General features: G+C 73.0%; 19 protein-coding genes and 1 tRNA gene. 15 read left to right on the top strand and 5 right to left on the bottom strand.

Annotated elements, in window-relative coordinates; translation table 11 throughout:
• The first annotated feature begins 64 nt into the window (after positions 1-64).
• Genes AB852_RS08150 through AB852_RS08165 form a run of 4 tightly spaced genes read left to right on the top strand, consistent with a single transcriptional unit; the run spans position 65 to position 5,822 of the window.
• Positions 65-886: an ABC transporter ATP-binding protein gene (locus tag AB852_RS08150; RefSeq protein ID WP_073785684.1), complete on the top strand. Its 822-nt coding sequence runs from the start codon at positions 65-67 to the stop codon at positions 884-886.
• Positions 883-2,739 carry an ABC transporter transmembrane domain-containing protein gene (locus AB852_RS08155; RefSeq protein ID WP_073784946.1) on the top strand — a complete coding sequence of 619 codons (1,857 nt, stop codon included), beginning with the start codon at positions 883-885 and terminating at the stop codon, positions 2,737-2,739. The genes AB852_RS08150 and AB852_RS08155 overlap by 4 nt, the downstream gene beginning before the upstream one ends.
• A complete protein-coding gene (locus tag AB852_RS08160) occupies positions 2,736-4,928 on the top strand; it encodes an ABC transporter ATP-binding protein (RefSeq protein ID WP_245876639.1) in 2,193 nt (730 codons plus the stop codon). The genes AB852_RS08155 and AB852_RS08160 overlap by 4 nt, the downstream gene beginning before the upstream one ends.
• 3 nt (positions 4,929-4,931) lie before the next feature.
• On the top strand, positions 4,932-5,822 hold the full coding sequence (locus tag AB852_RS08165) for a siderophore-interacting protein (protein ID WP_073784947.1): 891 nt from the start codon (positions 4,932-4,934) through the stop codon (positions 5,820-5,822).
• 40 nt (positions 5,823-5,862) lie between these two features.
• On the opposite strand, the gene AB852_RS08170 is transcribed toward AB852_RS08165, so the two are convergent.
• From AB852_RS08170 to AB852_RS08185, 4 genes are all read right to left on the bottom strand, one after another.
• Positions 5,863-6,492, bottom strand: coding sequence for a hypothetical protein (locus AB852_RS08170; RefSeq protein ID WP_245876640.1), 630 nt, complete (start codon positions 6,490-6,492; stop codon positions 5,863-5,865).
• Between the two features lie 172 nt (positions 6,493-6,664).
• Positions 6,665-7,078 (bottom strand): DNA-binding protein, encoded by a 414-nt coding sequence (locus tag AB852_RS39595; protein WP_073784949.1) that lies wholly within the window; start codon positions 7,076-7,078, stop codon positions 6,665-6,667.
• Complete coding sequence (locus AB852_RS08180; RefSeq protein WP_073784951.1) at positions 7,075-7,338, bottom strand: CopG family transcriptional regulator; 264 nt, start codon at positions 7,336-7,338, stop codon at positions 7,075-7,077. Before AB852_RS08180 ends, AB852_RS39595 begins: the two co-directional genes overlap by 4 nt.
• Before the next feature lie 235 nt (positions 7,339-7,573).
• A complete protein-coding gene (locus AB852_RS08185) occupies positions 7,574-8,209 on the bottom strand; it encodes an SMI1/KNR4 family protein (RefSeq protein ID WP_073784953.1) in 636 nt (211 codons plus the stop codon).
• Positions 8,210-8,527: 318 nt separating this feature from the next.
• On the opposite strand from AB852_RS08185, the gene AB852_RS08190 reads away from it, so the two are divergent.
• On the top strand, positions 8,528-10,204 hold the full coding sequence (locus AB852_RS08190; protein WP_073784955.1) for an SWIM zinc finger family protein: 1,677 nt from the start codon (positions 8,528-8,530) through the stop codon (positions 10,202-10,204).
• Between the two features lie 362 nt (positions 10,205-10,566).
• Here AB852_RS08190 and AB852_RS08195 read toward each other — a convergent pair.
• Positions 10,567-10,638, bottom strand: a tRNA-Arg gene (locus AB852_RS08195).
• A gap of 139 nt (positions 10,639-10,777) precedes the next feature.
• Here AB852_RS08195 and AB852_RS08200 point away from each other — a divergent pair.
• The 10 genes from AB852_RS08200 (at position 10,778) to rpmE (ending at position 24,348) form a co-directional block, all read left to right on the top strand.
• Entirely contained in the window at positions 10,778-11,275 is a 498-nt protein-coding gene (locus tag AB852_RS08200; RefSeq protein WP_079184432.1) for a response regulator, read from the top strand.
• Positions 11,276-11,905: 630 nt separating this feature from the next.
• Positions 11,906-12,913 (top strand): ArgS-related anticodon-binding protein NrtL, encoded by a 1,008-nt coding sequence (gene nrtL, locus AB852_RS08205; RefSeq protein WP_073784959.1) that lies wholly within the window; start codon positions 11,906-11,908, stop codon positions 12,911-12,913.
• A 16-nt stretch (positions 12,914-12,929) separates the two neighbouring features.
• Positions 12,930-14,321 carry a diaminopimelate decarboxylase gene (gene lysA / locus AB852_RS08210; RefSeq protein ID WP_073784961.1) on the top strand — a complete coding sequence of 464 codons (1,392 nt, stop codon included), beginning with the start codon at positions 12,930-12,932 and terminating at the stop codon, positions 14,319-14,321.
• A gap of 195 nt (positions 14,322-14,516) precedes the next feature.
• On the top strand, positions 14,517-15,818 hold the full coding sequence (locus tag AB852_RS08215; protein WP_178390950.1) for a homoserine dehydrogenase: 1,302 nt from the start codon (positions 14,517-14,519) through the stop codon (positions 15,816-15,818).
• Between the two features lie 6 nt (positions 15,819-15,824).
• Positions 15,825-16,883, top strand: a complete 1,059-nt coding sequence (thrC, locus tag AB852_RS08220) for a threonine synthase (protein ID WP_073784962.1) — start codon at positions 15,825-15,827, stop codon at positions 16,881-16,883.
• 446 nt (positions 16,884-17,329) lie between these two features.
• Entirely contained in the window at positions 17,330-18,247 is a 918-nt protein-coding gene (gene thrB, locus AB852_RS08225; protein WP_073784964.1) for a homoserine kinase, read from the top strand.
• A gap of 373 nt (positions 18,248-18,620) precedes the next feature.
• Entirely contained in the window at positions 18,621-20,708 is a 2,088-nt protein-coding gene (gene rho / locus AB852_RS08230) for a transcription termination factor Rho (protein ID WP_073784966.1), read from the top strand.
• A 245-nt stretch (positions 20,709-20,953) separates the two neighbouring features.
• Positions 20,954-22,642 carry a trypsin-like serine protease gene (locus AB852_RS08235; RefSeq protein ID WP_143201188.1) on the top strand — a complete coding sequence of 563 codons (1,689 nt, stop codon included), beginning with the start codon at positions 20,954-20,956 and terminating at the stop codon, positions 22,640-22,642.
• 151 nt (positions 22,643-22,793) lie between these two features.
• The gene (locus tag AB852_RS08240; protein WP_073784968.1) at positions 22,794-23,906 is read left to right on the top strand and encodes an LCP family protein; all 1,113 of its coding nucleotides are present in this window, start codon (positions 22,794-22,796) and stop codon (positions 23,904-23,906) included.
• A 226-nt stretch (positions 23,907-24,132) separates the two neighbouring features.
• A complete protein-coding gene (gene rpmE, locus AB852_RS08245; RefSeq protein WP_073784970.1) occupies positions 24,133-24,348 on the top strand; it encodes a 50S ribosomal protein L31 in 216 nt (71 codons plus the stop codon).
• Positions 24,349-24,450 lie beyond the last annotated feature (102 nt).

A 24,450-nucleotide genomic window follows, 5' to 3' on the forward strand; every position in this document is an offset into this window, starting at 1 on the left:
CCAGGAATCCGGCGTACCCGCGCCCGCCCCGGAAGCCACCGCGCCCGCGCACCGCCCCGGCCCCGTGCCGCCGCCCGCGCTCGCCGATGTGCCGCACGCCCGGCTGGAGGTACGGGACGCGACCCTCGGGTACGCCCGCCACCCCGTCGCCGAGCACCTGGACCTGCGGATACCGGAGGGCTCCTTCACCGCGATCATCGGCCCCAACGCCTGCGGCAAGTCGACCCTGCTGCGCGCCGTGGCCCGGCTGCTGACGCCCACCGCCGGACAGGTGCTCCTCGACGGCAAGGCCATCTCCGAGTACCGCTCCAAGGAGGTCGCGCGCCGCCTCGGACTGCTGCCGCAGACCTCCCTCGCCCCCGACGGCATCAGCGTCGCCGAGCTCGTCTCCCGGGGCCGCTACCCGCACCAGAAGCTGACCCGTCAGTGGACCGCCGAGGACGAACGCGCCGTCGCCGCGGCGATGGCCGCGACCTCCGTCACCGATCTGTCCGGCCGGCTCGTCGACGAACTGTCCGGCGGCCAGCGCCAGCGCGTCTGGGTCGCCATGGTGCTCGCCCAGCAGACCCCCGTCCTCCTGCTGGACGAGCCGACGACGTTCCTCGACATCGCCCACCAGATCGAGCTCCTCGAACTCTTCACGGACCTGCACCGCTCCGGCCGCACCCTCGTCGCCGTGCTGCACGACCTCAACCACGCCGCCCGCTACGCCACTCATCTGATCGCCATGCGCGACGGCCGGGTCGTCGCCGAGGGCCCGCCCGCCGAGGTCATGACGGCCGACCTGGTGCGCGAGGTCTTCGAACTGCCGTGCCGTGTCGTGCCCGACCCCGAGACCGGCACCCCCATGGTCGTCCCGCTCGCCCGCCGCCGGGACACCCCGTGAGCCCCGGGAAAGGGCCGGGCCGCACCCGCCGCACGGACGACGCCGGGGCCCGCGACCTCTTCCGGATCGCGCTGCTGCGCGGCGGACGCGGTCTGCGCCTCGGCCTCACGACCCTCGCGTTCATGCTCCACCAGCTCTGCGAGGCGCTGGTGCCGATCCTCATCGGCGTCGTCATCGACCGCGCGCTGGAGCCGTCCGACCCCGCCGCCCTGCTCCGCTGGCTCGCGGTGCTCGCCGTCGTGTTCCTCACCCTGTCGCTCTCGTACCAGCGTGCCGCCACCGCGATGGTCGGCGTCTACAGCTACGCCGAGCACGATCTGCGCCAGCTCACCATGACCCGCCTGCTCGACCCGTACGGACTGCGCCGCCGCCCCGGTCCCGGCGAGGCGCTGTCGCTGGTCACCTCCGACACGTACCGGGTCGCGGGCGTCTCGTGGAGCGTCGTCGAACAGGCCGCCACGATCACGGCGATCCTCACGGCGTCGACCGCGCTGCTGCTCATCTCCGTCCCGCTCGGGGTCGGGGTGATCGTCAGCACGGTGCTCGTGCTGCTGCTGATGCGGCGGCTCGCGATGCCGCTGGAGGCCCGCGGTCTGACCGAACAGGGCTCCGCGGCCCGCGCCGGCGAGGTCGCCACCGACATGATCACCGGGCTGCGGGTGCTCGCCGGGATGAACGCCCAGAGGGAGGCCGCCGCCCGGTACCGGACCGCGAGCGACGCGTCCCGGCGGGGCGCGGTCGCCGCGTCCCGCGCCGTCCTCGCCTACTCGGCCCTCAGCCTGCTGCTGTCCGGTGTCTTCCTCGCCGCGCTGGCCACCGCGTCCGGCTATCTCGCGCTCGACGGACAGCTCACCATCGGCCAGCTCGTGACCGTCCTCGGACTCGCCCAGTTCCTCCAGGGCTCCCTCGCCCACGTCGGCACCTTCGCCTCCAACTGGGCCCACAAACGCGCCTCCGCCCGCCGTATCGGGACCTTCCTGGCCGAGCCGCCGCTGATCACTCCGCCGGTCACCTCGCGGGGGGACGCGGGGGAGCAGGGTTCGGCCGCCGGGACGGGTGCGGGTACAGGCACGGGTACGGGTACGGGTACGGCCACCGGTTCGACCACGGGCACCGGCACCCGCACGGGCACCACGGACACCGGCGTAGGACTTCCGCCCGGTGCCGTACCCCGTCCGCGTACCCGTCCCCGTACCGCCCCGGTGGTCTGGTGCCCGCCGGGTCACCCGACCCCGGTGGAGGTACCGCCCGGCGCGCTCGTCGGGATAGTCCCCCGGCACCCCGCGCACGCGCGGTCCCTCAGCGACCGGCTGGCCGGCCGGGTCCCGCCGGCCAGGGGTGAGCTCCTGATCGACGGGGCCGACGCCGTCGACCTCGGCCCCGAGGCGGTCCGCGCCCATATCGCGGCCCCGCCCCACCAGGGCACCCTCTTCTCCGGCACGCTGCGTGCCAATCTGACCCCGCCGGGCGGCACCCCCGACCCCGCCGTCGTCCGCGCGGCGATGCTGGACGACGTGCTGGAGCACATCGGCGGCCCCGACGCGGACATCGGCGAGCACGGCAGCCGACTCTCCGGCGGCCAGCGCCAGCGGCTGCTCCTCGCGCGGGCGCTGCACGCGGACGCCCCCGTCGTCGTCCTGGACGAACCGGCCACCGCGGTCGACCCGGTGACCGAACGGCGGATCGCGGAAGGGCTCAGGGAACTCCCGGGCACCACCCTGCTGATCACCACGAGCCGCATCCTGCTCTCCACCTGCGACCACGTCGTGGACCTCACGGACGCGGCCGACGACGACCCCGCCGCGCACGACGACGGCACCCCGGACGACGCACGGGAAGGGGCTCTCCGGTGACGTCGACGACCCCCGCACCCGGACCCGTACCCGACCCGGACACCGACACGGAGCCGGACATGGCCACGCCCCCCGACGACCCGACCACCACCCCGCCCCCCGGCACCACCCGCACCACCCGCACCACGGACAAGCCTGCGGCCGAGGAGACCGCCGAAGGTTCCGCCGGAGGTACCGGCGGAGGCACCGGCGAGGACACCGCACCCGAAGGCGCTGGCGAGGACACCGCACCCGAAGGCGCCGGGCCGGGCGACACCGCATCCGAAAGCACCGGGCCGGGCGACACCGCGCCCGGCGACACCGCACCCGACGAAACCCGGCGGCTTCCCGTCGCGACCCCGGCCCGTACCCGGCAGGAGATCGTCCAGCGGCTCGGTCTGCACCGCAAGCGGCTGACGCTCACCCTTCTCGTGCTGCTCGCGGGTACGGCGATCACCCTCACCACCCCGCCGCTGCTGGGCGCGATCGTCGACGCGGTGGCCGGCCAGGCGGGACGCGGCCGGATCACCGCCCTCGGCGCCGGACTCGTCGCCGCCACCCTCGTCGGCGCCGGTCTCACCTACCTCGGTGGCCGGATGCTGGTCGGGCTGGTCCAGGACACCCTGGCCGGACTGCGTGAGGACGTGTTCGACGCGGCGGTCCGGCTGCCCGCCGACACCCTGGAGTCGTCCGGCAGTTCGGACGTGGTCTCCCGGGTCACGGGCGATGTGGAGGCGGTCTCCGAGGCGGCGTCCGGGGCGCTGCCGCAGATCACCGGCGCGGCCCTCACCATCGTCCTGACCGTGGCGGGACTGGCCGTCCTGGACCCGCGTCTGGCACTCGCCGGACTCGTCTGCGTCCCGTTCCAGTGGCACGCCACCCGCCGCTTCCTCGCCCGCTCGCACGAGGTGTACGGGGACATCCGCCGGCTGGAGTCCACCCGGGGGCAGACGGTCATCGAGGCGGTCCGGGGCGCCGAGACGATCCGCGCCTACCGCACCCAGGGAACGCACCTGGCCGAACTCGCCGGGCGCAGCGAGAAGGCCATAGCCCGCCAGCGCGACGGCGTACGGCTGCGCAACCGGTTCTACGGCTGGCTCAACGCGGCGGAGTTCGTGGGCCTGGCGGCCGTCCTGGCCACCGGGTACGTCCTGCTCGGGCGGGACGCCATCACCCTCGGCACGGCCACGGCGGCGGCACTGTACTTCCACCGGCTGTTCGACCCGGTCGGCGTGCTGCTCACCAGCCTGGACGACATCCAGCGCGCCACGGTCGGCCTGGCCCGCCTGGTCGGCGTCACCGACCTCGCCCCGCCGCACGGCCCGGCCCCCGACCCGGTACGGGACCACGCCCCGCTAACGGCCCCCGCACCCGTATCCGTACCTGACCCCGCCCCCGTACCGCGCGAGGCCGCCGCGGGCCGGACACCCGGCCACGTCCCGCCCCCGGACATCGCCGTGACCGGGGTCTCGTACACGTACCCCGGTGCCACCCGGCAGGCGCTGCGGGACATCGACCTCACGATCCCCGGCGGCACGACCGTCGCCCTGGTGGGCGCCAGTGGTTCGGGCAAGAGCACCCTGGCCCGGCTGGTCGCGGGCGTCGGCCGCCCGGACCGGGGCCGGATCACGGCCGGAGCGGGGACGGGGTCCCGGTACCTCGTCACGCAGGAGGTCCACCTCTTCGGCGGCACGCTGGCCGACAACCTCCGGCTGGCCCGGCCGGACGCCACCGACACCGAACTGACCGCCGCGCTCAAGGAGACGGGCGCGCACTGGGCGCTGGAACCGGGCCGTGGCCTCGGAGCCGTACTGGGCGGCCCCGACGGCACACCCCTGGACGACGGTTCGGTCCAGCACCTGGCGCTGACCCGGGTCCTGCTGGCCGACCCGCCGGTCCTCGTCCTCGACGAGCCCACCGCCGAGTCGGGCCCCGCGACCGGCGCCGTCCTCGGCGAGGCACTCGCCCGGGTCACCCGGGACCGGACCAGCGTGATCGTCGCCCACCGGCTGGAACAGGCCCGCGACTGCGACCACATCGTCCTGCTGCGGGACGGGCAGGTGACCGAACAGGGCACCCATACGGCGCTCCTGGCCGCGGCGGGCGAGTACGCGTCGCTGTGGCGGGCCTACACGAACGAGACCGACCACCGCACCGCACCGGGACCGAGCACCGGCGCGGTCACCCCCGGAACCGACAAGGAGCACTGAACCGTGGACATCTACCGAGCCGCCGTCGCGAGGGTGCAGCCCCTCACCGCCACCATGGTCCGCGTGACGCTGACCGGCGGGGACCTCCCGGCGTTCACCTCGACGGGCGTGGGCGACGAGTACGTCCGTCTGTTCTTCCCGCACGGCCCCGACCGGCACGACCTGTCGCTGCCGGTCGCCACCGAGACGAGCTGGGAGACCCCGGAGGGCCGTCCGACCGCCCCCATGCGGACGTACACCATCCGCGCGGTGCGCCCCGAACTCCACGAGATCGACATCGACTTCGTCCTGCACGACCACGGGGTGGCCGCGACCTGGGCGGCGGCGGCCCAGCCGGGCGACCCGCTGGGTCTGAACACGCCCACCGGGCTCTACGACCCGCCCGCGGACCTGACCCGGCAGATCCTGATCGCGGACCAGACGGGTCTGCCCGCCGTCGCGCGGCTGCTGGAGAACACCCCGGAGCACGTCACCACCCGGGTGATCGTCGAGGTCCCGGACGAGACGTCGGTGCAGCCCCTCCCGGATCACCCCCGGGCCAAGGTCACCTGGACGTACGGCGGCAACGGCCACTCCGCGAGCAGGCTCGCGGAGCTGGTCACCACGGCCCTCCCCGAGGACAGCGACCTCACGGGGACCTACCTCTGGACGGCGGGGGAGACCACCGCCCTGCGCACCGTCCGCAAACACTTCCGCAAGACCCTCTCCCTCCCCTCGGAGCGCTTCAAGGTCGTCGGCTACTGGGCCCCCAACGCCGACACCTGGACGGAACGCTGGGAGGCCCTCCCCGCCACGGTCAGGGCGGAACTGGAAGCCCTCTGGGAGGACCCCAAGGACGACCTGGAGGACGTCACCATCGAGTACGAGGACCGCCTCAGCGGCCTGGGCCTCTGACCCCCGGGGGGGCCTGCCCCCACAGGTCCCCCGCGTCCTGCTACCTACCGGGACTCACCGGAGGCGGCGTGACGGACGGCTCGATGGCCGACCGGACGTACACCCGGGTGGTGCCGGGCTCGAACTCATGGACGAAGAGATCGAGGCAGCGCTGCACACGCCGGCCTTCGGGGGTGTCCACATCGTCCTCGCAAACCCCGGTCTGCCGCAGCCCCCGGACGAGGGTCTCCGGCTCGGCCAAGCCAAGACGGCCGAAGGCGTCGGCAGGCCGGTAGCCCTTCTCCTTGGGATGAAGGTTCCCGATCATGCTGGTTCCCTCCCGCGTCAGCTGACCGAGGTAGGCGTCCGCCTCCTCACTGGGCAGCACGAAGGCCAGCAGCGCGGAGTCGTACCGCTGCCCGACCTTGTACCCCGACCGCCGGTCCGTGGCCGAGTCCGGCATCCGGATGCCCATCAGCTCGCTCGTCCAGGCGGGGGTGGCGCCCTTCTTCCAGCAGCAGTTCATCTCCTGGTCCATCAGGTCCGACGTCGCTTCCTCGGCGCCCCACATGAGCACCCCGAACACGGCGGCGCCGAAGGCGAGGAACCCCACGGCAAGCCCGGCGACGATCTGCCGCCCCCGCCGCCGCTCGGCCCGCCACCCGCCGGCCTGGGAACTGGAACTGTCCATCCGCGGCGCCTACCGCCCCTTCTGCTGTTCACGACCGGGATCCGTACGGTCACCCGAACGCCCGGGCTCGTCCGGCTGCGGCAGCGGGCCGTGGTTCGGGGTGGCGCCGCCCAGGTCGTGGTGCTTCACGGACCACCGGCGCGCGGCTCGGCTCCGAGGACAGCGCTCGTGGTCAGACCTTGATGACGGTGACTCGCCCGCCGCAGAGCATGGTGATGTCCTCGGGGTCGGAGGTGAGGACCGTGACCGGGCCGGGGGCAGCGAGGGCTGTGGCGCCGAGCATGGCGTCGATGGCGTACTTGTGGCCGTGCAGACCGGCATCCGCGAGCAGCGCGGCGGCCTGCCGGGCCACGGCCTCGCTGATCGGCTCGACCACGATGCGGGAAAGTGTCCACTCCAGCGCGGGACGGTTGATACGCGGGTGGACGACCTCGACCAGGGCGGCCGCCGACGTGATCACACGCAGGTCATCGGCGCGGGCCAGAGCGAGCCAGCCGGTCACCGTTCGGTCCCGCAGGACGGCCTTGGCCAGCCCTTCGCTGTCGAGGACGAGAGTGCCGCCGGGAACGGCGGGACCCCGTGTCACGCGGCGTCCGCCCCGCTCCGCGCCTGCTCGCTCCGGGCCCGGTGGAGCTGATCGCGCACGGACTGGATCTCCTCGTCGGTGATGGGTCCGTGCTCGGCCTCGGCGACCTGGATGACCTCGTTCAGGTTGTCGCGCTCGATCTGACGGGCGACGGCGGCGGCCACGTACGCGGACAGACCTGAGGGCCCGCTGCGGACCTTGGCGGCCTCGGCGACATCACGCGGCATGGTGATCGAGTACTTGCCGGTAGGTTCGCTCATGCCACTTATCCTACCTCTTGCCCTCCTGCTCGCCGAAGTGCGGCGTCTCAGCTTGCGTCGTGGTGGGTGCCGAAGGTGCACATGCCCGGTCCGGGGCTTGGCCGAGCTGACGGCGTAGGGCGACACGTCCAAGCCCGACCATGTCCGCACCATGGCGAAGCCCTGACGAAGCCTGACGAACAAGCACAGCGCGTGACCTCCACCCCTCTCGTACCGGGGCCGGGGCCACGGCGTTTCAGTGGATCCGCCGCCAGAGCTCGCCGGCCTCGTCCAGGCCCGGGTTCCCGGGGTCGTCCCACACCAGGCAGTCCCACACCAGACCGGGCACGTCGGAACCCATCAGGTCCGGGGGCCCCGCAGCCAGGGTGCGGTGGACTGTCTCCAGGTAGGCGGCGACCGACGGATAGGCGGGTCCGCCCGCGGGCTCGTCCACGATCGACCACTCGCCGACACCGCGCTTGCTCGCGTAGAGACCGTGCTCGGGCCCCGCCTCGTCCCGGGTCAGCCACGGCACCACCTGGGCACCGCCCCAGCCGTCCCCGCCCCCGGACGCGGGCAGCCGCAGCCCCAGTGCCTGTGCCGGAGGGAGGATCACCCCGCCGGGCAGGAACGCCCCGGAGCCGACCTCGCCCTCCTCATCGGCTTCGATGAGCTGGTGCTCCACGCCACCGCACAGTCGCCACAAGGCCGCCAGTTCGGGCGGCAGTCCGAACCCGAGTCGCTGCCGCAGGGCCGCATCGGCATTCGTGATGTCCTTCTCCGGTACCGGCGGCAGGAGCGACGCGAAGGACAAGGACGCATGTACGGCGAGCCATTCAGTCAGAGCCTGCCAGGCTTCCGCGGTCCGCTCGACCCTGTGTTCTCCGGGCATGGGCCGATCCTAAAGAGCGGGGACGGACGGATGAATCCCGGCCGCGAGCAACAGCGATACCGTGCAACCCCGGAGGCGGGGGAGGGGCGCCGACTGATGAGGGCAAGCGGCTGAAGCCCACGGCGGCGAACGACGTCGAACCGCACGGCTTCGCCCACTTCGGCCTCCCGGAGCCCGAGACGGTCGAGGATGGTGTGCGCTGCGGCTACGGCCGCGTCTGTCCGGGCGCCGACGCACACGGCGGAGTCGTCCGTCGCGGCGGCCTTTAGAGTGAGGGCCGTTGGGCGGAGCCCGAGTCGGATCGGAGTGCGGAGAGTCGTGGGCGGTCTTGACGAAGCGAAGCTGAGGGCGCTGGCCGGGGAGCGTTCGTTCGAGCGCGGGCTCGCCTACGTCGACGCGGTGTCCGGGGTCGAGGTCGGTGACGGCTGGATCAGGGCGTCGGTACGCGGCACGGAACGGTACGAGGTGGAGCTGCGCCTGGGCGGGCGCGGGAAGCCCACGGGGACGTGCGACTGCCCGTACGGCCAGGAGGGCAACTTCTGCAAGCATCTGGTCGCGCTCGGCCTGAGCGTGATCGGCCAGGAGACAGACCTCACCCAGCGGCGTACGTCGGCCCGGGGCAGGGCGCGTGGCCTCGATACCTGGCTTACGGGCCTGTCCCGGGAGGACCTGGTCGCGCTCGTGCGCGAGGAGATGGCCGAGGACCGGCAGCTGCGGCGCCGCCTGGAACTGAGAGCGGCGAGCGCTCGCGGAGATCTGGCCGAGGTCCGCTCCCGCATACGTGAGTTGCTCGACATCGGACCTTTCGCGCAGGACGGCTATGTCGAGTACGCCGACGCACGTGCCTACGCCGACCAGGCCGGGCAGGCGGTCACCGCGATCCGGGCGCTGACGGCGTCGGGCCGGGCGGCCGACGCGATGGCCCTGACCCGGGAGGCGATCGGGTTCCTGGCCGCCGTGGTCGAGAGCGTCGACGACTCCGACGGACGGCTCGGGCGGATCGGTGGGGACCTCGCCGAGGCCCACCACGACGCCTGCCGCGCGGCCCGCCCCGACCCGGACGAACTCGCGCACTGGCTGGTGACGCACGCGCTCGACGACGCGGCCGATCTGACGGACATCGACCCGCTCGACTACGAGGACCTGCTCGGCGAGCGGGGAATGGCCGCCCTGCGCCGGTACGCGACGGAAGCATGGAAGGCGAACCGGACCGGCTGGGCGGAGAAGCACCTCATGCGGCGCCTCGCGAAGTCGGGTCGGGACATCGACACGGTGATCGCCGTGCACGCCGCCGATCTCGCGCCGAACGGTCACACCCACCTGCTCATCGCCCGCGAACTCGATTCCGCAGGCCGTACCGCCGAAGCCCTGGAATGGGCCGAGCGCGGCATCCACGAGACCGAGGACCTCACCACGGTCGACACCGCTCTCGTCGACGATCTCGCGGACCGCTACGCCCGGACCGACCGGCTCGCCGACACCGTCACCCTGCGCCGGGACCACTTCGCCGCCCGCCGTACCCCGCTCACCTACCAACAGCTGCGTGCCGCCGCCGAGGCCGCCGCATGCTGGCCGGCCGAGCGCGAGAAGGCCCTGGCACTTCTCCGCGCCGATGCCGAACGGACGGGTGCGCACGGTGCCCGCGCTCTCGTCGAGGTCCTCCTTGACGAGAAGGACGTCGACGCCGCCTGGCGGGCAGCCGGTGAGTTCGGCGCCCACGACGGTCAGTGGCTCACCCTCGCCGACCGGTCCCGCCCTACCCGCCCCGCCGACGCCCTCGCCGTCTACCTCCGCCTGGCCGCCCGCCTCACCCGTGAGACCGGCAATCACGCCTACGATCAGCTCGTCGGCCTGCTCCTGAGCATCCGCGACTGCCATCACCGCCTCGGCACACCGGACGACTTCACCGCGTACCTCACCGACCTGCGTACCACCCAGAAGCGCAAGCGGAACCTGATGCGTTTGATGGACGACCACGGCCTGTCAGTCCCGTGACGACGACAGCAGCTCGAAGTGCTCAGCACCTGGACGCCAAGTGCTGCTACGGGCGCCAGGACTTCGCCAACAGGTGCGTCAACGCGTCGCTGGACGAATGAAACTGAGGGGACGTCATGCCCTGTGGCGCACCGGGCGGTCCGCGTGGACCTCGCGTCCCGCGCACGTCCCGCGCGAGACGGTTTCGAGGGGGCTTGCAGACCTGATCCCGTAGGCGCCTCGCGAGAAAGGCAGGGGGTCAGAGGTGAGCGGAGGGTGATGAGTGCGATGGCCGCATGGGCCGTCTGTCCATAAAAAGGAACAAGAAAGCCCCCGACCTGCATTTCTGCAGGTCAGGGGCTTCTTTGGCACTTCTCGCGAAGTGCCCCCGGCAGGATTCGAACCTGCGCACACGGCTCCGGAGGCCGTTGCTCTATCCCCTGAGCTACGGGGGCGGTGTCGTTCGGTGTTCGCCTGGCGACGGGTAGAACACTACCAGCTCGGCCAGGGTGGTCCGGAACGGGTTTCGGCGGGTCGGAGGCGGGGGCGGGGGGTGATTCGGGGGTGGGGTGGCGGGGTGTGTACCCCGGTGGGGTGGAAGTGGGGAAAAGCCGGACGCGGTGGGCGCCCCGCGCCTACTCTCGACTTGTGCCAGGCGCCTCGGGCCGGGTGCTTGTTGTGGACGACAACAAGGTCATCCGGCAGTTGATCAGGGTCAATCTCGAACTGGAGGGGTTCGAGGTCGTGACCGCGGCTGATGGTGCCGAGTGCCTGGACGTCGTGCACGACGTCCGACCCGATGTCGTCACCCTCGACGTGGTGATGCCCCGGCTCGACGGGCTGCGGACGGCGGCCCGGCTGCGCGCCGACCCCCGCACCGCGCATCTGCCCCTCATGATCGTCAGCGCCTGCACCCAGCACGAGGTGGAGAGCGGTCTGGACGTCGGCGTCGACGCCTTCCTCTCCAAGCCCTTCGAACCGGGCGAGCTCGTGAGCATCGTGCGCACCCTGATGGGACGGGAACGCCGGCGCGAGGCGGACCCCGAGCCCGAGGAGCCCGAGCCCGCGCCCGTCGGCCGCGAACACGAGTAGTGCCGGCGGCGCCCGTCGGTGGCAGGTGGTCCGTACCCGGCCGTGTGCCTCGGCCTCGGCACGCATTACCTCGGCCCCCGCCACGTATTACGTCGGTCCCCGTACGTCCCGTCACCCGCTGGTGCGGTTCCTCCACGGCCCCGTCGGTCGTCACGCGTGGGCGTTTTCCCCGGGGGTGCGGGTCGTCCGTGGGTGCGCAGTTCCCCGCGCCCCTTCGGGGCGCCCATCTCCGGCTCACGGTTCGGGTGCGGGTCGCACACGGTCGCGCGGGCCCTCGACGGCCACCGCGAGGCCCGCCCGCGACAATCCGCCCGCGGCACCTGAGAGGCACGGTGAACCGCGCGAACCCGGCGAGCCGCGCACGGGCGAGTACGCGCACCACGTGACCCACCCCCGCACGTGCCCCACCCCCGCACGGCCCCCACCCGCACGGCCCCCACCCCCGCCCCCGAGCACGTACGTGCACCCGCGACGACCCCCGGCCTCACCCCGCCCCATCCCCGTCCCCGGCCCCACGCCCGTAGCGCGTACGGAATCCGCGCCCACCGCCGCACGGCCCCCCACCACGCCCCCGTCCCACACCCCGGAACTCCCGCGCGGGGTGGGGCCCGGCTCCCCTACCCTTGTCGTGTGACTCCCGTCGAGCTGTCCCGGACCGTGCTGTGCGCAGTGCGGTCCGCCGTGGACGCCGGGGAGCTCCAGGTCGACGTACCGGTCCGGGTGGTGGTCGAGCCGTCGCGGCCCGGGGGGCGGGGGGACTACGCGACCAATGTCGCGCTGCGGCTCGCGCGGTCCGCCGGGCGGCCCGCGCCGCAGGTCGCCGAGGTGATCCGGCGGCGGCTCACCGGCACCCGCGGACTCGCCCGGGTCGACATCACCGGGCCCGGCTTCCTGAACCTCACCCTCGACCGGCCCGAGCGGGGCGCCCGCGAGCTGATCGCGCTGATCCTGCGCGAGGGCGGCGCGTACGGGCACGGCGACGCCTTCGCCGGGCGGACGACCGAGCAGGCCGTGGCCGATGAGGCGCGGGCCGAGGCCGTCGGGCACGCCGTCGTACGGCTGATCGCCGCGCAGGGCGGCCGGAGCGCGGTGCGGCGTGCCGCACCGGGGGAGCGGGCGGTGATCCGTCCCGTGCCCGCGCCGGACGGGACCGCCGACGGCGACCCGCAGGCCGTGCGCTGGTCGCTGCTGCACGCCGCGCCGCACGACACCCCCCGGCCCTGGACGGCGTACGCCCCGCTGCGCGCCGAGAACCCGCTGTTCCGGGTGCGCTACGCGCACTCCCGTACCCACGCGCTGCGCCGTAACGCCCGTGACCTCGGCTTCGCCGCCGAGCCCGGTGAGCTGCCCGAGGCCCGGGACGGCGCGAGCGGTCAGACGCTGGTACGGCTGCTCGCCGCCTACCCGCGCACCCTCACCGCCGCCGCCACGCACCAGGCGCCGGACCGGCTCGCGCGCCATCTCGTGGACCTCGCCGACGCCTATCTGCGGTTCCAGGGCGAGTACCGGGTGCTGCCCAGCGGTGACGAGAAACCCTCGGCCGCCCACCGCGCCCGGCTCGCGCTCGCCGAAGCCGTCGGGACGGTGCTCGCCGGTGGTCTGACCCTGCTCGGCATCCACGCACCCGAACACCTCTGAGAGAGCGCACGCAGACATGAGCCGTTCCGCCCACCCCGCCGGGCCCCGCCACGCCGATGTCCTGACCGAGGGCCACTACTCCGCCCCGCCCGCCGACCTCAACGCCCTCGACGGCAAGGTGTGGGCCCGTACCGTCGAGCGCGGCGCGGACGGGGTGGTGACCGTCGGCGGGCTGCCGGTGACCCGGCTGGCCGAGGAGTTCGGTACCCCCGCGTACATCCTGGACGAGAGCGACTTCCGGGCCCGCGCCCGCGCCTGGCGGGACGCCTTCGGCACCGACGCCGACGTGTTCTACGCGGGCAAGGCGTTCCTGTCGCGGGCCGTCGTGCGCTGGCTGCACGAGGAGGGACTGAACCTCGACGTCTGTTCCGGCGGGGAGCTGACCACCGCGCTCGCCGCCGGGATGCCCGCCGGGCGGATCGCGTTCCACGGCAACAACAAGTCGGCCCACGAGATCGAGCGGGCCGTGGCCGCCGGGGTCGGCCGGATCGTCCTCGACTCGTTCCAGGAGATCGTGCGCGTCGCGCACATCGCCGACCGGCTCGGGGTGCGCCAGCGGGTGCAGATCCGGGTGACCGTCGGCGTCGAGGCGCACACCCACGAGTTCATCGCGACCGCCCACGAGGACCAGAAGTTCGGTATCGCGCTGGCCGGGGGACAGGCCGCCGAGGCGGTCCGCCGGGCGCTCAAGCTCGACGGTCTGGAACTGATCGGCATCCACTCGCACATCGGGTCGCAGATCTTCGACATGGCCGGCTTCGAGGTCGCCGCCCGCCGGGTCGTCGGACTGCTCGCCGAGGTCCGTGACGAGCACGGGGTGGAACTGCCCGAGATCGACCTCGGCGGCGGCCTCGGTATCGCGTACACCTCCGACGACGATCCCGCCGAGCCGCACGAGATCGCGCGGGCGCTGCGCGAGATCGTCGGCCGGGAGTGCGCGTCGGCCGGGCTGCGCACCCCCCGGATCTCCGTCGAGCCGGGCCGCGCGATCGCCGGACCCACCGCGTTCACCCTGTACGAGGTGGGCACCGTCAAGCCCCTCGACGGACTGCGCACCTATGTCTCCGTCGACGGCGGGATGTCGGACAACATCCGCACCGCGCTGTACGACGCGGAGTACAGCGTGGCGCTGGTCTCCCGGACCTCGGACGCCGAACCCCTGCTGGTGCGCGTCGTCGGCAAGCACTGCGAGAGCGGCGACATCGTCGTACGTGACGCCTTCCTGCCCGCCGACCTCGCCCCGGGCGATCTGATCGCCGTACCCGCGACCGGCGCCTACTGCCGTTCCATGGCCAGCAACTACAACCATGTGCCGCGCCCCCCGGTCGTCGCCGTCCAGGACGGTTCGGCGCGGGTGATCGTGCGGCGGGAGACCGAGGAGGACCTGCTCGCGCTCGACGTCGGATGACCGGCCGGGCCGGGGGACCCGCCCCGGGTGACTTCGGTCACCACGGCGGCGGGGCGGTCCCGGGGGCGCTGAAAGATCTGCGTTCCTGGCCGCCGGAAAAATGAAATAAGTGTCTCATGATGCGGACAATGGGCAGAAACTCCCGTCCGGTGAGTGAGACTGGACCAACCGTAGAAGTACGAGAAGCGAGGTCGGATGATGCGTACGCGTCCGCTGAAGGTGGCGCTGCTGGGCTGTGGGGTAGTCGGCTCAGAGGTGGCGCGCATCATGACGACGCACGCCGACGACCTCGCGGCGCGTATCGGCGCCCCCGTGGAGCTCGCCGGGGTCGCGGTACGGCGGCCGTCGAAGGTCCGTGCCGGGATCGACCCCGCGCTCATCACCACCGACGCCACCGCCCTCGTCAAACGCGGTGACATCGACGTGGCGGTCGAGGTCATCGGCGGTATCGAGCCCGCCCGCGCCCTGATCATGACCGCGTTCGAGCACGGCGCCTCCGTCGTTTCCGCGAACAAGGCGCTCCTCGCCCAGGACGGCGCCGCGCTGCACGCCGCCGCCGAGGAGCACGGCCGCGACCTCTACTACGAGGCCGCCGTCGCCGGGGCGATCCCGCTGATCCGGCCGCTGCGCGAGTCGCTCGCCGGGGACACCGTCAACCGCGTCCTCGGCATCGTCAACGGCACCACCAACTTCATCCTCGACAAGATGGACTCCACGGGCGCCGGCTACCAGGAGGCCCTCGACGAGGCCACCGCGCTCGGCTACGCGGAGGCCGACCCGACCGCCGACGTCGAGGGCTTCGACGCCGCCGCCAAGGCCGCGATCCTCGCCGGTATCGCCTTCCACACCCGGGTCCGTCTCGACGACGTGTACCGCGAGGGCATGAGCGAGGTCACCGCCGCGGACTTCGCCTCCGCCCGGGCGATGGGCTGCACCATCAAGCTCCTCGCCATCTGCGAGCGCGCGGCCGACGGCGGGTCCGTCACCGCCCGGGTGCACCCCGCGATGATCCCGCTCAGCCACCCGCTGGCCTCCGTGCGCGGCGCCTACAACGCCGTCTTCGTGGAGGCCGACGCCGCCGGACAACTCATGTTCTACGGCCCCGGCGCGGGCGGCGCCCCCACCGCGTCCGCCGTCCTCGGCGATCTGGTCGCCGTCTGCCGCAACCGGCTCGGCGAGGCCAAGGGCCCCGGCGAGTCCGCGTACACCCGGCTGCCGGTGAGCCCCATGGGCGAGGTCGTCACGCGTTACCACATCAGCCTCGACGTGGCCGACAAGCCGGGCGTCCTCGCCCAGGTCGCGACGGTCTTCGCCGAGCACGGTGTGTCCATCGATACGGTTCGCCAGCAGGGCCGAATGGACGGGGGCGGGGATGCGTCTCTCGTCGTCGTCACCCATCGCGCCGCCGACGCCGCGCTCAGCGGCACCGTCGAGGCGCTGCGCCGCCTCGACACGGTGCGGGGAGTCGCCAGCATCATGCGGGTTGAAGGAGAGTAAGCAGCAATGACCCACCAGTGGCGCGGAATCATCGAGGAGTACCGGGACCGGCTGCCGGTCACCGGCACCACGGAGATCGTGACGCTCCGTGAGGGCGGTACGCCGCTCGTACCCGCGCAGTTGCTCTCCGAGCGCACGGGCTGCGAGGTCCACCTCAAGGTCGAGGGGGCGAACCCCACCGGGTCCTTCAAGGACCGGGGCATGACCATGGCCATCACACGGGCCAAGGAGGAAGGCGCCCAGGCCGTCATCTGCGCCTCCACCGGCAACACGTCCGCGTCCGCCGCGGCCTACGCCGTACGGGCCGGGATGGTCAGCGCGGTGCTCGTGCCGCGCGGCAAGATCGCGCTCGGCAAGATGGGCCAGGCCCTCGTCCACGGCGCGAAGATCCTCCAGGTCGACGGGAACTTCGACGACTGCCTCACGCTCGCGCGGGCGCTGTCCGACAACTACCCGGTCGCGCTGGTCAATTCGGTCAACCCGGTCCGTATCGAGGGCCAGAAGACCGCCGCCTTCGAGATCGTGGACGCCCTCGGCGACGCCCCCGACCTCCATGTGCTCCCGGTCGGCAACGCGGGCAACATCACCGCGTACTGGAAGGGCTACGGCGAATACCTCGCCGACGGCCCCGCCACCCGTACGCCCCGCATGTGGGGGTTCCAGGCGTCCGGCTCCGCGCCCATCGTGCGCGGGGAGATCGTCAAGGACCCCTCGACCATCGCCACCGCGATCCGGATCGGCAACCCGGCGTCCTGGCAGCTCGCGCTGAACGCGCGGGACGAGTCCGGCGGGTTCATCGACGAGGTGACGGACCGTGAGATCCTGCGCGCCTACAAGCTGTTGGCGTCCCGTGAGGGTGTCTTCGTGGAGCCCGCGTCGGCCGCCTCGGTCGCCGGTCTGCTGAAGGCCGCCGAGGCCGGGAAGGTCGACCCCGGCCAGACCATCGTCTGCACGGTGACCGGCAACGGCCTCAAGGACCCCGACTGGGCCGTCGCCGGAGCGCCGCAGCCGGTGACCGTACCCGTCGACGCGGAGGTCGCGGCCGAGCGCCTCGGCCTCGCGTAGACCGCACACCCCGGGCCCCGTCCGACCAGGGCCCGGGGATGCGCACAGCCGTACCGACCCGCGCCGGGCCCGACCGGGGCCCGCACCGGACCCGCGCGGCGACAGTACGGAAAAGACGGTCCGGAAAGACAGTCCGGCGACAGCGCGGAGACCGCACGGGGGCGCGCGTACCCCGCGTGGCCTCCCGTACCGGCGGCGAGGTGCGTCGGTCCCCCCATCCCGGCGGGGGGAGCCGGTGGGGCGGGGTGCACGACGGGCCTACGACACGCATCGTGCGCCTCCTGTGCGCCCTATGTCGCCGCGCAACCTTCCTTCGATAGGCTGTACCCAACCCCCGCCGCATATGCCGCGGCGCGCCGCTCGACGGCCCCCGGGTGCGGTGCGACCGAGAACGACCACGCAGCACATCGAATGCCACCACGCAGCTCAAGGAGAGTCATCGAGCGATGGCCGGTCCAGCCTTCCGCGCCGCCGCCGTCAGGGTGCGCGTCCCCGCCACCAGCGCCAATCTCGGCCCGGGTTTCGACGCTCTGGGCCTCTCACTGGGGCTCTACGACGATGTCGTCGTCCGGGTCGCCGACTCCGGACTGCACGTCGACATCGCCGGCGAGGGCAGCGAGACGCTTCCCCGTGACGAGAGCCATCTCCTCGTGCGCTCCCTGCGCACCGCCTTCGACCTGCTCGGCGGACAGCCGCGCGGACTTGAGGTCGTCTGCGCCAACCGCATCCCGCACGGCAGGGGGCTCGGTTCCTCGTCCGCCGCCATCTGCGCCGGTATCGTCGCCGCCCGCGCGGTGACGACCGGCGGCGACAGCAGGCTCGACGACACCGCCCTGCTGGAGCTCGCCACCGAGATCGAGGGCCACCCCGACAACGTCGCCGCGTGTCTCCTCGGCGGCTTCACGCTCTCCTGGATGGAGGGCGGCGCGGCCCGCGCCCTGCGACTGGAGGCCGACCGTTCCATCGTTCCGGTGGTCTTCGTCCCCGGGAAGCCCGTCCTCACCGAGACCGCCCGGGGGCTGCTGCCCCGTACCGTCCCGCATGTCGACGCCGCCGCCAACGCGGGCCGTGCCGCCCTGCTCGTCGCGGCCCTGACCAGCCGTCCCGAGCTGCTGCTGCCCGCCACCGAGGACCGGCTCCACCAGGACTACCGCGCCCCGGCCATGCCGGAGAGCGCCGCCCTGGTCGAACGGCTGCGCTCGGACGGCATCCCCGCGGTGATCTCCGGCGCGGGTCCCACGGTCCTCGCGCTGGCCGACGAGGCGTCCGCCGACAAGGTCGCCCGGCTGGCGGGCGACGGGTGGGCGGCCAACCGGCTGGCCCTCGACGCGGCGGGCGCGAGCGTGCTGCCGCTCGCCCACTGACAGGCATGCCGGATTTGGAGAGGGGGAATGTTTGTTGGGTCCGGTAGTGTTAATCTCAAGTCTGCACCCGACCCCACCATGGCGAGGTGCTTCGTGTCCCCGTCAGGGACAACCATCCTTCCGGGAGCCTCCCGAACCGCTCTGTGCCCCGCACCGAACGGTTTGCGTTACACGCTCCGGAACCGGCGCGACCGAGCCGCGTGACACAGCACGTCCGTGGCACGGCTCCGGGTAGCGCCATCACCAGAAATCTCCCTCCGCCGTTTGGCGGACCACCGCCCCGGCACGGTCCACACAGCGAGGACCACCGCCGGACAGCACAACCGGTCGCCGAGCCAGACAGGCCGACGTCCGCTCCAGGGAAGGACCCTTCGTGAGCGACACCACCGATCTGATGGGCGTGAGTGCCGACAGCACGGTCGATACCGCTGCCGCGCCCGCCACGGACGCCTCTGCCGCGCCTGCCACCGGTGCTACCTCCGGACGGCGCCGCCGCGGCACCGGCCTTGAGGGCATGGTGCTGGCCGAGCTTCAGCAGGTGGCCTCCGGCCTCGGGATCAGGGGCACCGCGCGGATGCGCAAGAGCCAGCTGATCGAGGTCATCAAGGAGGCCCAGGCGGGCGGCGGAGCCGCCCCCGCGAAGGCCGAGGCCCCCGCCGGTGCCGAGAAGCCGAAGCGCCGCGCCGCCTCCAAGGCCCGTACCGGTGACGACACCGGCAACGACGACGCCGCCGAGGCCCCCAAGAGCACCCGCGCGAGCCGCGCCGCCAAGACGGACAGCGCCGAGCAGGCCGCCGAGGCCCCCGCCGCCGCCCAGCAGCAGATCGAGATCCCCGGCCAGCCCGCCAGCGACGACGCCCCCGCGGGCGAGCGCCGCAGGCGCCGCGCCACCGCCGACGCCGGCAGCCCCGAGACGGTCACCGCCGAGGCGCGCACCGACGCGCCCGCCGACCACAAGGGCACCGACGGCTCCGACGGCAACGCGGAGGGCCGTCGGGACCGCCGTGACCGCCGTGGCCGCGACCGTGACCGCCGTGGCAAGGCCGACGACCAGCAGGGCCCGCAGCAGAGCGGCCGCCAGGACCGTCAGCAGCAGGGCGGCGGCCGTCAGGACCGCCAGGAGCGCCAGGACCGTGACCGGGACCGGGACCGCGATCGCGGTCCCGACCGCGACCGCGGCAACGGCCCGCAGGACGACTTCGACGACGAGGGCGGCCGCCGTGGCCGCCGCGGGCGCTACCGGGACCGGCGCGGCCGGCGCGGCCGTGACGAGATGGTCGGCGGCAGCACCAGCGAGCCGCAGATCAACGAGGACGACGTCCTGATCCCCGTCGCGGGCATCCTGGACATCCTCGACAACTACGCGTTCATCCGGACCTCCGGCTATCTGCCGGGCCCCAACGACGTGTACGTGTCGCTGGCGCAGGTCCGCAAGAACGGGCTGCGCAAGGGTGACCACATCACCGGCGCGGTCCGCCAGCCCAAGGACGGCGAGCGCCGCGAGAAGTTCAACGCGCTCGTCCGCCTCGACTCCGTCAACGGCATGGCGCCCGAACTCGGCCGCGGACGCCCCGAGTTCAACAAGCTGACGCCGCTGTACCCGCAGGACCGGCTCCAGCTGGAGACCGAGGGCGGGGTGCTGACCACCCGGATCATCGACCTCGTGTCGCCGATCGGCAAGGGCCAGCGCGGTCTGATCGTGGCCCCGCCGAAGACCGGCAAGACCATGATCATGCAGGCGGTCGCCAACGCCATCACGCACAACAACCCCGAGTGCCACCTGATGGTCGTCCTTGTCGACGAGCGTCCGGAAGAGGTCACCGACATGCAGCGGTCGGTGAAGGGCGAGGTCATCTCCTCGACCTTCGACCGGCCCGCCGAGGACCACACCACCGTCGCCGAACTCGCCATCGAGCGCGCCAAGCGCCTGGTCGAGCTCGGTCACGACGTGGTCGTGCTGCTGGACTCCATCACCCGTCTGGGCCGTGCCTACAACCTGGCCGCGCCCGCCTCCGGCCGCATCCTGTCCGGTGGTGTCGACTCGACCGCGCTCTACCCGCCGAAGCGGTTCTTCGGCGCGGCGCGCAACATCGAGGACGGCGGCTCGCTGACCATTCTCGCCACCGCGCTGGTCGACACCGGCTCGCGGATGGACGAGGTGATCTTCGAGGAGTTCAAGGGCACCGGCAACATGGAGCTCAAGCTCGACCGCAAGCTCGCCGACAAGCGCATCTTCCCCGCGGTGGACGTCGACGCGTCCGGTACCCGCAAGGAGGAGATCCTGCTCAGCCCCGACGAGCTGGGCATCGTCTGGAAGCTGCGCCGGGTGCTGCACGCGCTGGACCAGCAGCAGGCGATCGAGCTGCTGCTGGACAAGATGAGGCAGACGAAGTCCAACGCGGAGTTCCTGCTCCAGATCCAGAAGACGACGCCCTCCCAGGGCAGCAACAACAACGACTGATCCGTCGGTCGGGTACAGGGCCCCGCCCGGTGACGTTCGCGTCCACCGGGCGGGGCCCTGTCGTGTCCCGGGGCGGCGCGGGGGCTCCCGGGGCGGCCGCGGCAGCGATTGCGGGGCCGGTGCGGGTACGGGGCGACCGGCGGGCGTCGGTACGATCGCGGGACGGTACACGGGACGGGACACGGGGGACGCGCGTGGGCACGGGACAGGGGCGACGGCGGCGGGTGGGACGGCTGTTGCCGGCCATGGCCACCGCGCTCGCGCTGCTGGGCGGCGCGGCCTTCGCCGTCACCTCCTACGACAGCCCGGCGGCCCCCGAGGCCGCCGCTCTCACGGGCGAGACGGTGAAGCCGCCGCCCGGCACCGACACGGCCTCCGCCACCCCCGCCCCGACCGTCTCACCGGGAACCACCGCGTCCCCCCGGGTCACCGTCGCGGGCAACAGCACCGCGTCCTGGATGGCGCAGCTCGTGTACGACGCCCCCGGGTACGGCAAGCACTTCGTGTGCGCCGGGACGCTCGTCGCCCCCAACAAGGTCCTCACCGCCGCGCACTGCCTGGACGATCCGCGTACCGGCGCCCGTCAGGACTGGGAGCGCCGCGGGGAGGTGGCCGTCGGCACCAACCGGAGCGTCACCGCCCCGAACGCGGCGCCGCGGGTCGACGTGACCCGTGCCTGGGTCCATCCCCGCTACGACGCGCGCACGTTCACCCATGACATCGCGCTGCTGACCCTGGCCCGGCCGGTCGCCCACACCACCCTGGAACTCGCGGGCCCCGCCGACACCGCGCTGTACAAGGCCGGGACCGACGCCGTCGCCTACGGCTGGGGCCTGACCGCCTCACGCGAGGACACCGCGCGTATCGCGCCGGTCCTCCAGAAGGTCACCGTGCCGCTGAACGCCGACCCGGTCTGCCGCGTCAACCTCGGTACCGGTTTCCGCGCCGCCGACGGGATGTTCTGCGCGGGACAGCTCGGCACCGGCGACGACGTGACCGGGCTGACGAGCTGTCCGGCGGACTCCGGCGGCCCGCTGGTCACCGGCAACAAGGTCGTCGGGGTGGTGTCCTGGGGGATGAGCCGCGGTGAGCAGGTGTGCCATGTCTCCGGTACGCACGAGGTGTTCGGCAAGGTCTCCGCGTACCAGCCGCAGCTGCGGGCCCAGGTCGACGACACCGACCTCGGCCGGGACGGCCGCGCCGACCTCTTCGCCCGGACCCGGACCGGCGGCGGGGGATACGCGCACGCCTCGGCGGGCCACCGCTTCGCGGCGCCCGTCCCCGTGCCGGGTGCGTGGGACGCGTACGACGTCGTCCTCCAGAGCGATCTCGACCGGGACGGCCTCCAGGACTTCGTCATGCGCCGTACCGACGACGGGGCCGTCCTGTGGCGGCGGCAGGACACACCCGGCGGAGCCTGGCGGGACACCCGTATCGCAAGGGACTGGTCCGCGCACCGCTTCCTCGTCGTCCCCGGCGATGTCACGGGCGACCGGTTCCCCGATCTGCTGACCGTCACCGCCAGCGGCACGCTGTACATCCACCGGGGCAACGGGGACGGCTCGCTGGCCCGTCCGGTCGCCGCGGGCGGCGGGTACCAGGTGTACAACTCGCTGCGCGGGCACGGCGACTTCACGGGCGACGGCCGCACGGACCTGTTCGCCCGTACCAAGGACGGCAAGCTGTATCTGCTGGAGGGCACCGGGAGCGTCACCCACCCGTTCGCCGTACCGCGGCATGTGCGGGACTGGGTGGAGTACAACGGCTTCGCGGCGCCCGGCGATGTGACCGGGGACGGCAGGGCGGACTTCCTGGCCCGCTCCCGCGCCGGGAACCTCTTCCTGTACCCGGGCACCGGCAAGGCGTCGCGCGACATCTTCGCCCCCCGTATCCGGGTCGGCGGCGGCTACCAGCGCTACGACCTGCTCGGCTGAGCTCCGGCGACGGCACCCTCCGTGACCGCGCGGCCCGCTCCCGTCACCCAGGGTCACGGACGGTGTCGTCGTGGTGTTCGCCCGACTGGTGGATCCGGGGCGCCCGGCCGACCCTGGAGGGGACGAGTCCCCACCGAGAGCCGAGGTGCCGATGCCCGACGAGAGCGCGGCCGGCCAGCCTCCGCCGCCCGCCCCCGGGCGCCGGCGGCGTCCGCGCGGCCGGCACCACCGGGCACTGGTCGTCACGGCGTGGACGGCGGCGGGCCTCACCCTCCTCGGCGGGATCGGCCTCGGCTACGTGTACGTCACGCTCAACGGCAACATCAAGGGCATCGACATCAACTCCGTCCTCGGCACCGACCGCCCCCGCGACAAGCCCGACGGCTCCATGGACCTGCTGCTCCTCGGCTCCGACTCCCGCTCCGGCGCCAACGCCGAGTACGGCCATGAGGACGGGGCGGCCCGTGCCGACACCGCGATGGTCGTGCATGTGTACAAGGGCCACCGGACGGCCGGCGTCGTGTCCATCCCCCGCGACACCCTCGTGGACCGGCCCGCGTGCGCCGACGGCAAGGGCCGCACGGTGCCCGCCGCGTCGGGCGAGATGTTCAACGTCGCGTACGAGGTCGGCGGCCCGTCCTGCGCGGTCAAGACCGTGGAGGCGATGTCCGGCATCCGGATGGACCACTACGTCGAGGTGGATTTCACCGGCTTCAAGAAGCTGGTGGACACCCTCGGCGGGGTGAAGGTGACCACGACCCGCGCCATCGACGACCCCAAGAGCCGGCTCACCCTCGCCGCCGGCACCCACACCCTCGACGGGGAACAGGCCCTCGGGCTCGTCCGCACCCGGCACGGCGTCGGCGACGGCAGCGACCTCGGCCGGATCGAACTCCAGCAGGCGTTCCTCGGGGCACTGCTCGACCGGATCAAGGGCATCGGCCTGTTCTCCGACCCCACGAAGCTCTTCGGGGTCGCGGACGCCGCCACCGGCGCGGTCACCACCGACTCCGACCTCGACTCCGTCACCAAGCTCGCCGGATTCGCCGGCGGCCTCAAGAACATCGGCTCCGACGATCTGACGATGATCACCCTCCCGGTCCGCTACGACCCCGCCGACCCCAACCGCGTCCTGCCGCTGACCAGGCAGGACACCATGGTCTGGAACGCCCTCAAGGCCGACCGGCCCATCCCCGCCGCCGCCGTCGACGGCTCGGCCGCCGACCAGCGGGACACGGCCGGGATCGTCGGCGACCCGCCCTGAGCCCCGCCCCGGCCGCCTCTGAGCCCCGCCCGGCCGCCCCCGGGCACCACCCCGGCGCCCCCTGAGCACCGCCGCGACCGCCCCCGGGCGCCGCCCGGGAATACCGGCGGCCCCCTCCCGGTTTTGGGGGATGCGGCCAGTCCTGGCAGACTGGTACGTCGGCCCCGGTTCACGCCCGCGCAGCAGGCGTCGGCGACCCGGAGCCCTCCCGAACCTAGGAGTCACCTTGCAGCGCGAGATCCACCCCGAGTACGTCGAGACCCAGGTCAGCTGTACCTGTGGCGCGTCGTTCACCACCCGCAGCACCATCCAGAGCGGCAACATCCGCGCCGAGGTCTGCTCCGAGTGCCACCCGTTCTACACGGGCAAGCAGAAGATCCTCGACACCGGTGGCCGCGTGGCCCGCTTCGAGGCCCGCTTCGGCAAGGCCGCCAAGAAGTAGCGAGCCGACAGCGCCGGTCCACGGCCGCCCCCGGGCGGGCCGGGACCGGCGTTTTTTCCTGGCCGGGCGCCGTCCACCGCCCCGCGCCCCAGCAGACCCGCA

Source organism: Streptomyces uncialis (genome assembly GCF_001905345.1).
In the GTDB taxonomy this organism is placed as follows: Bacteria; Actinomycetota; Actinomycetes; order Streptomycetales; family Streptomycetaceae; genus Streptomyces; species Streptomyces uncialis.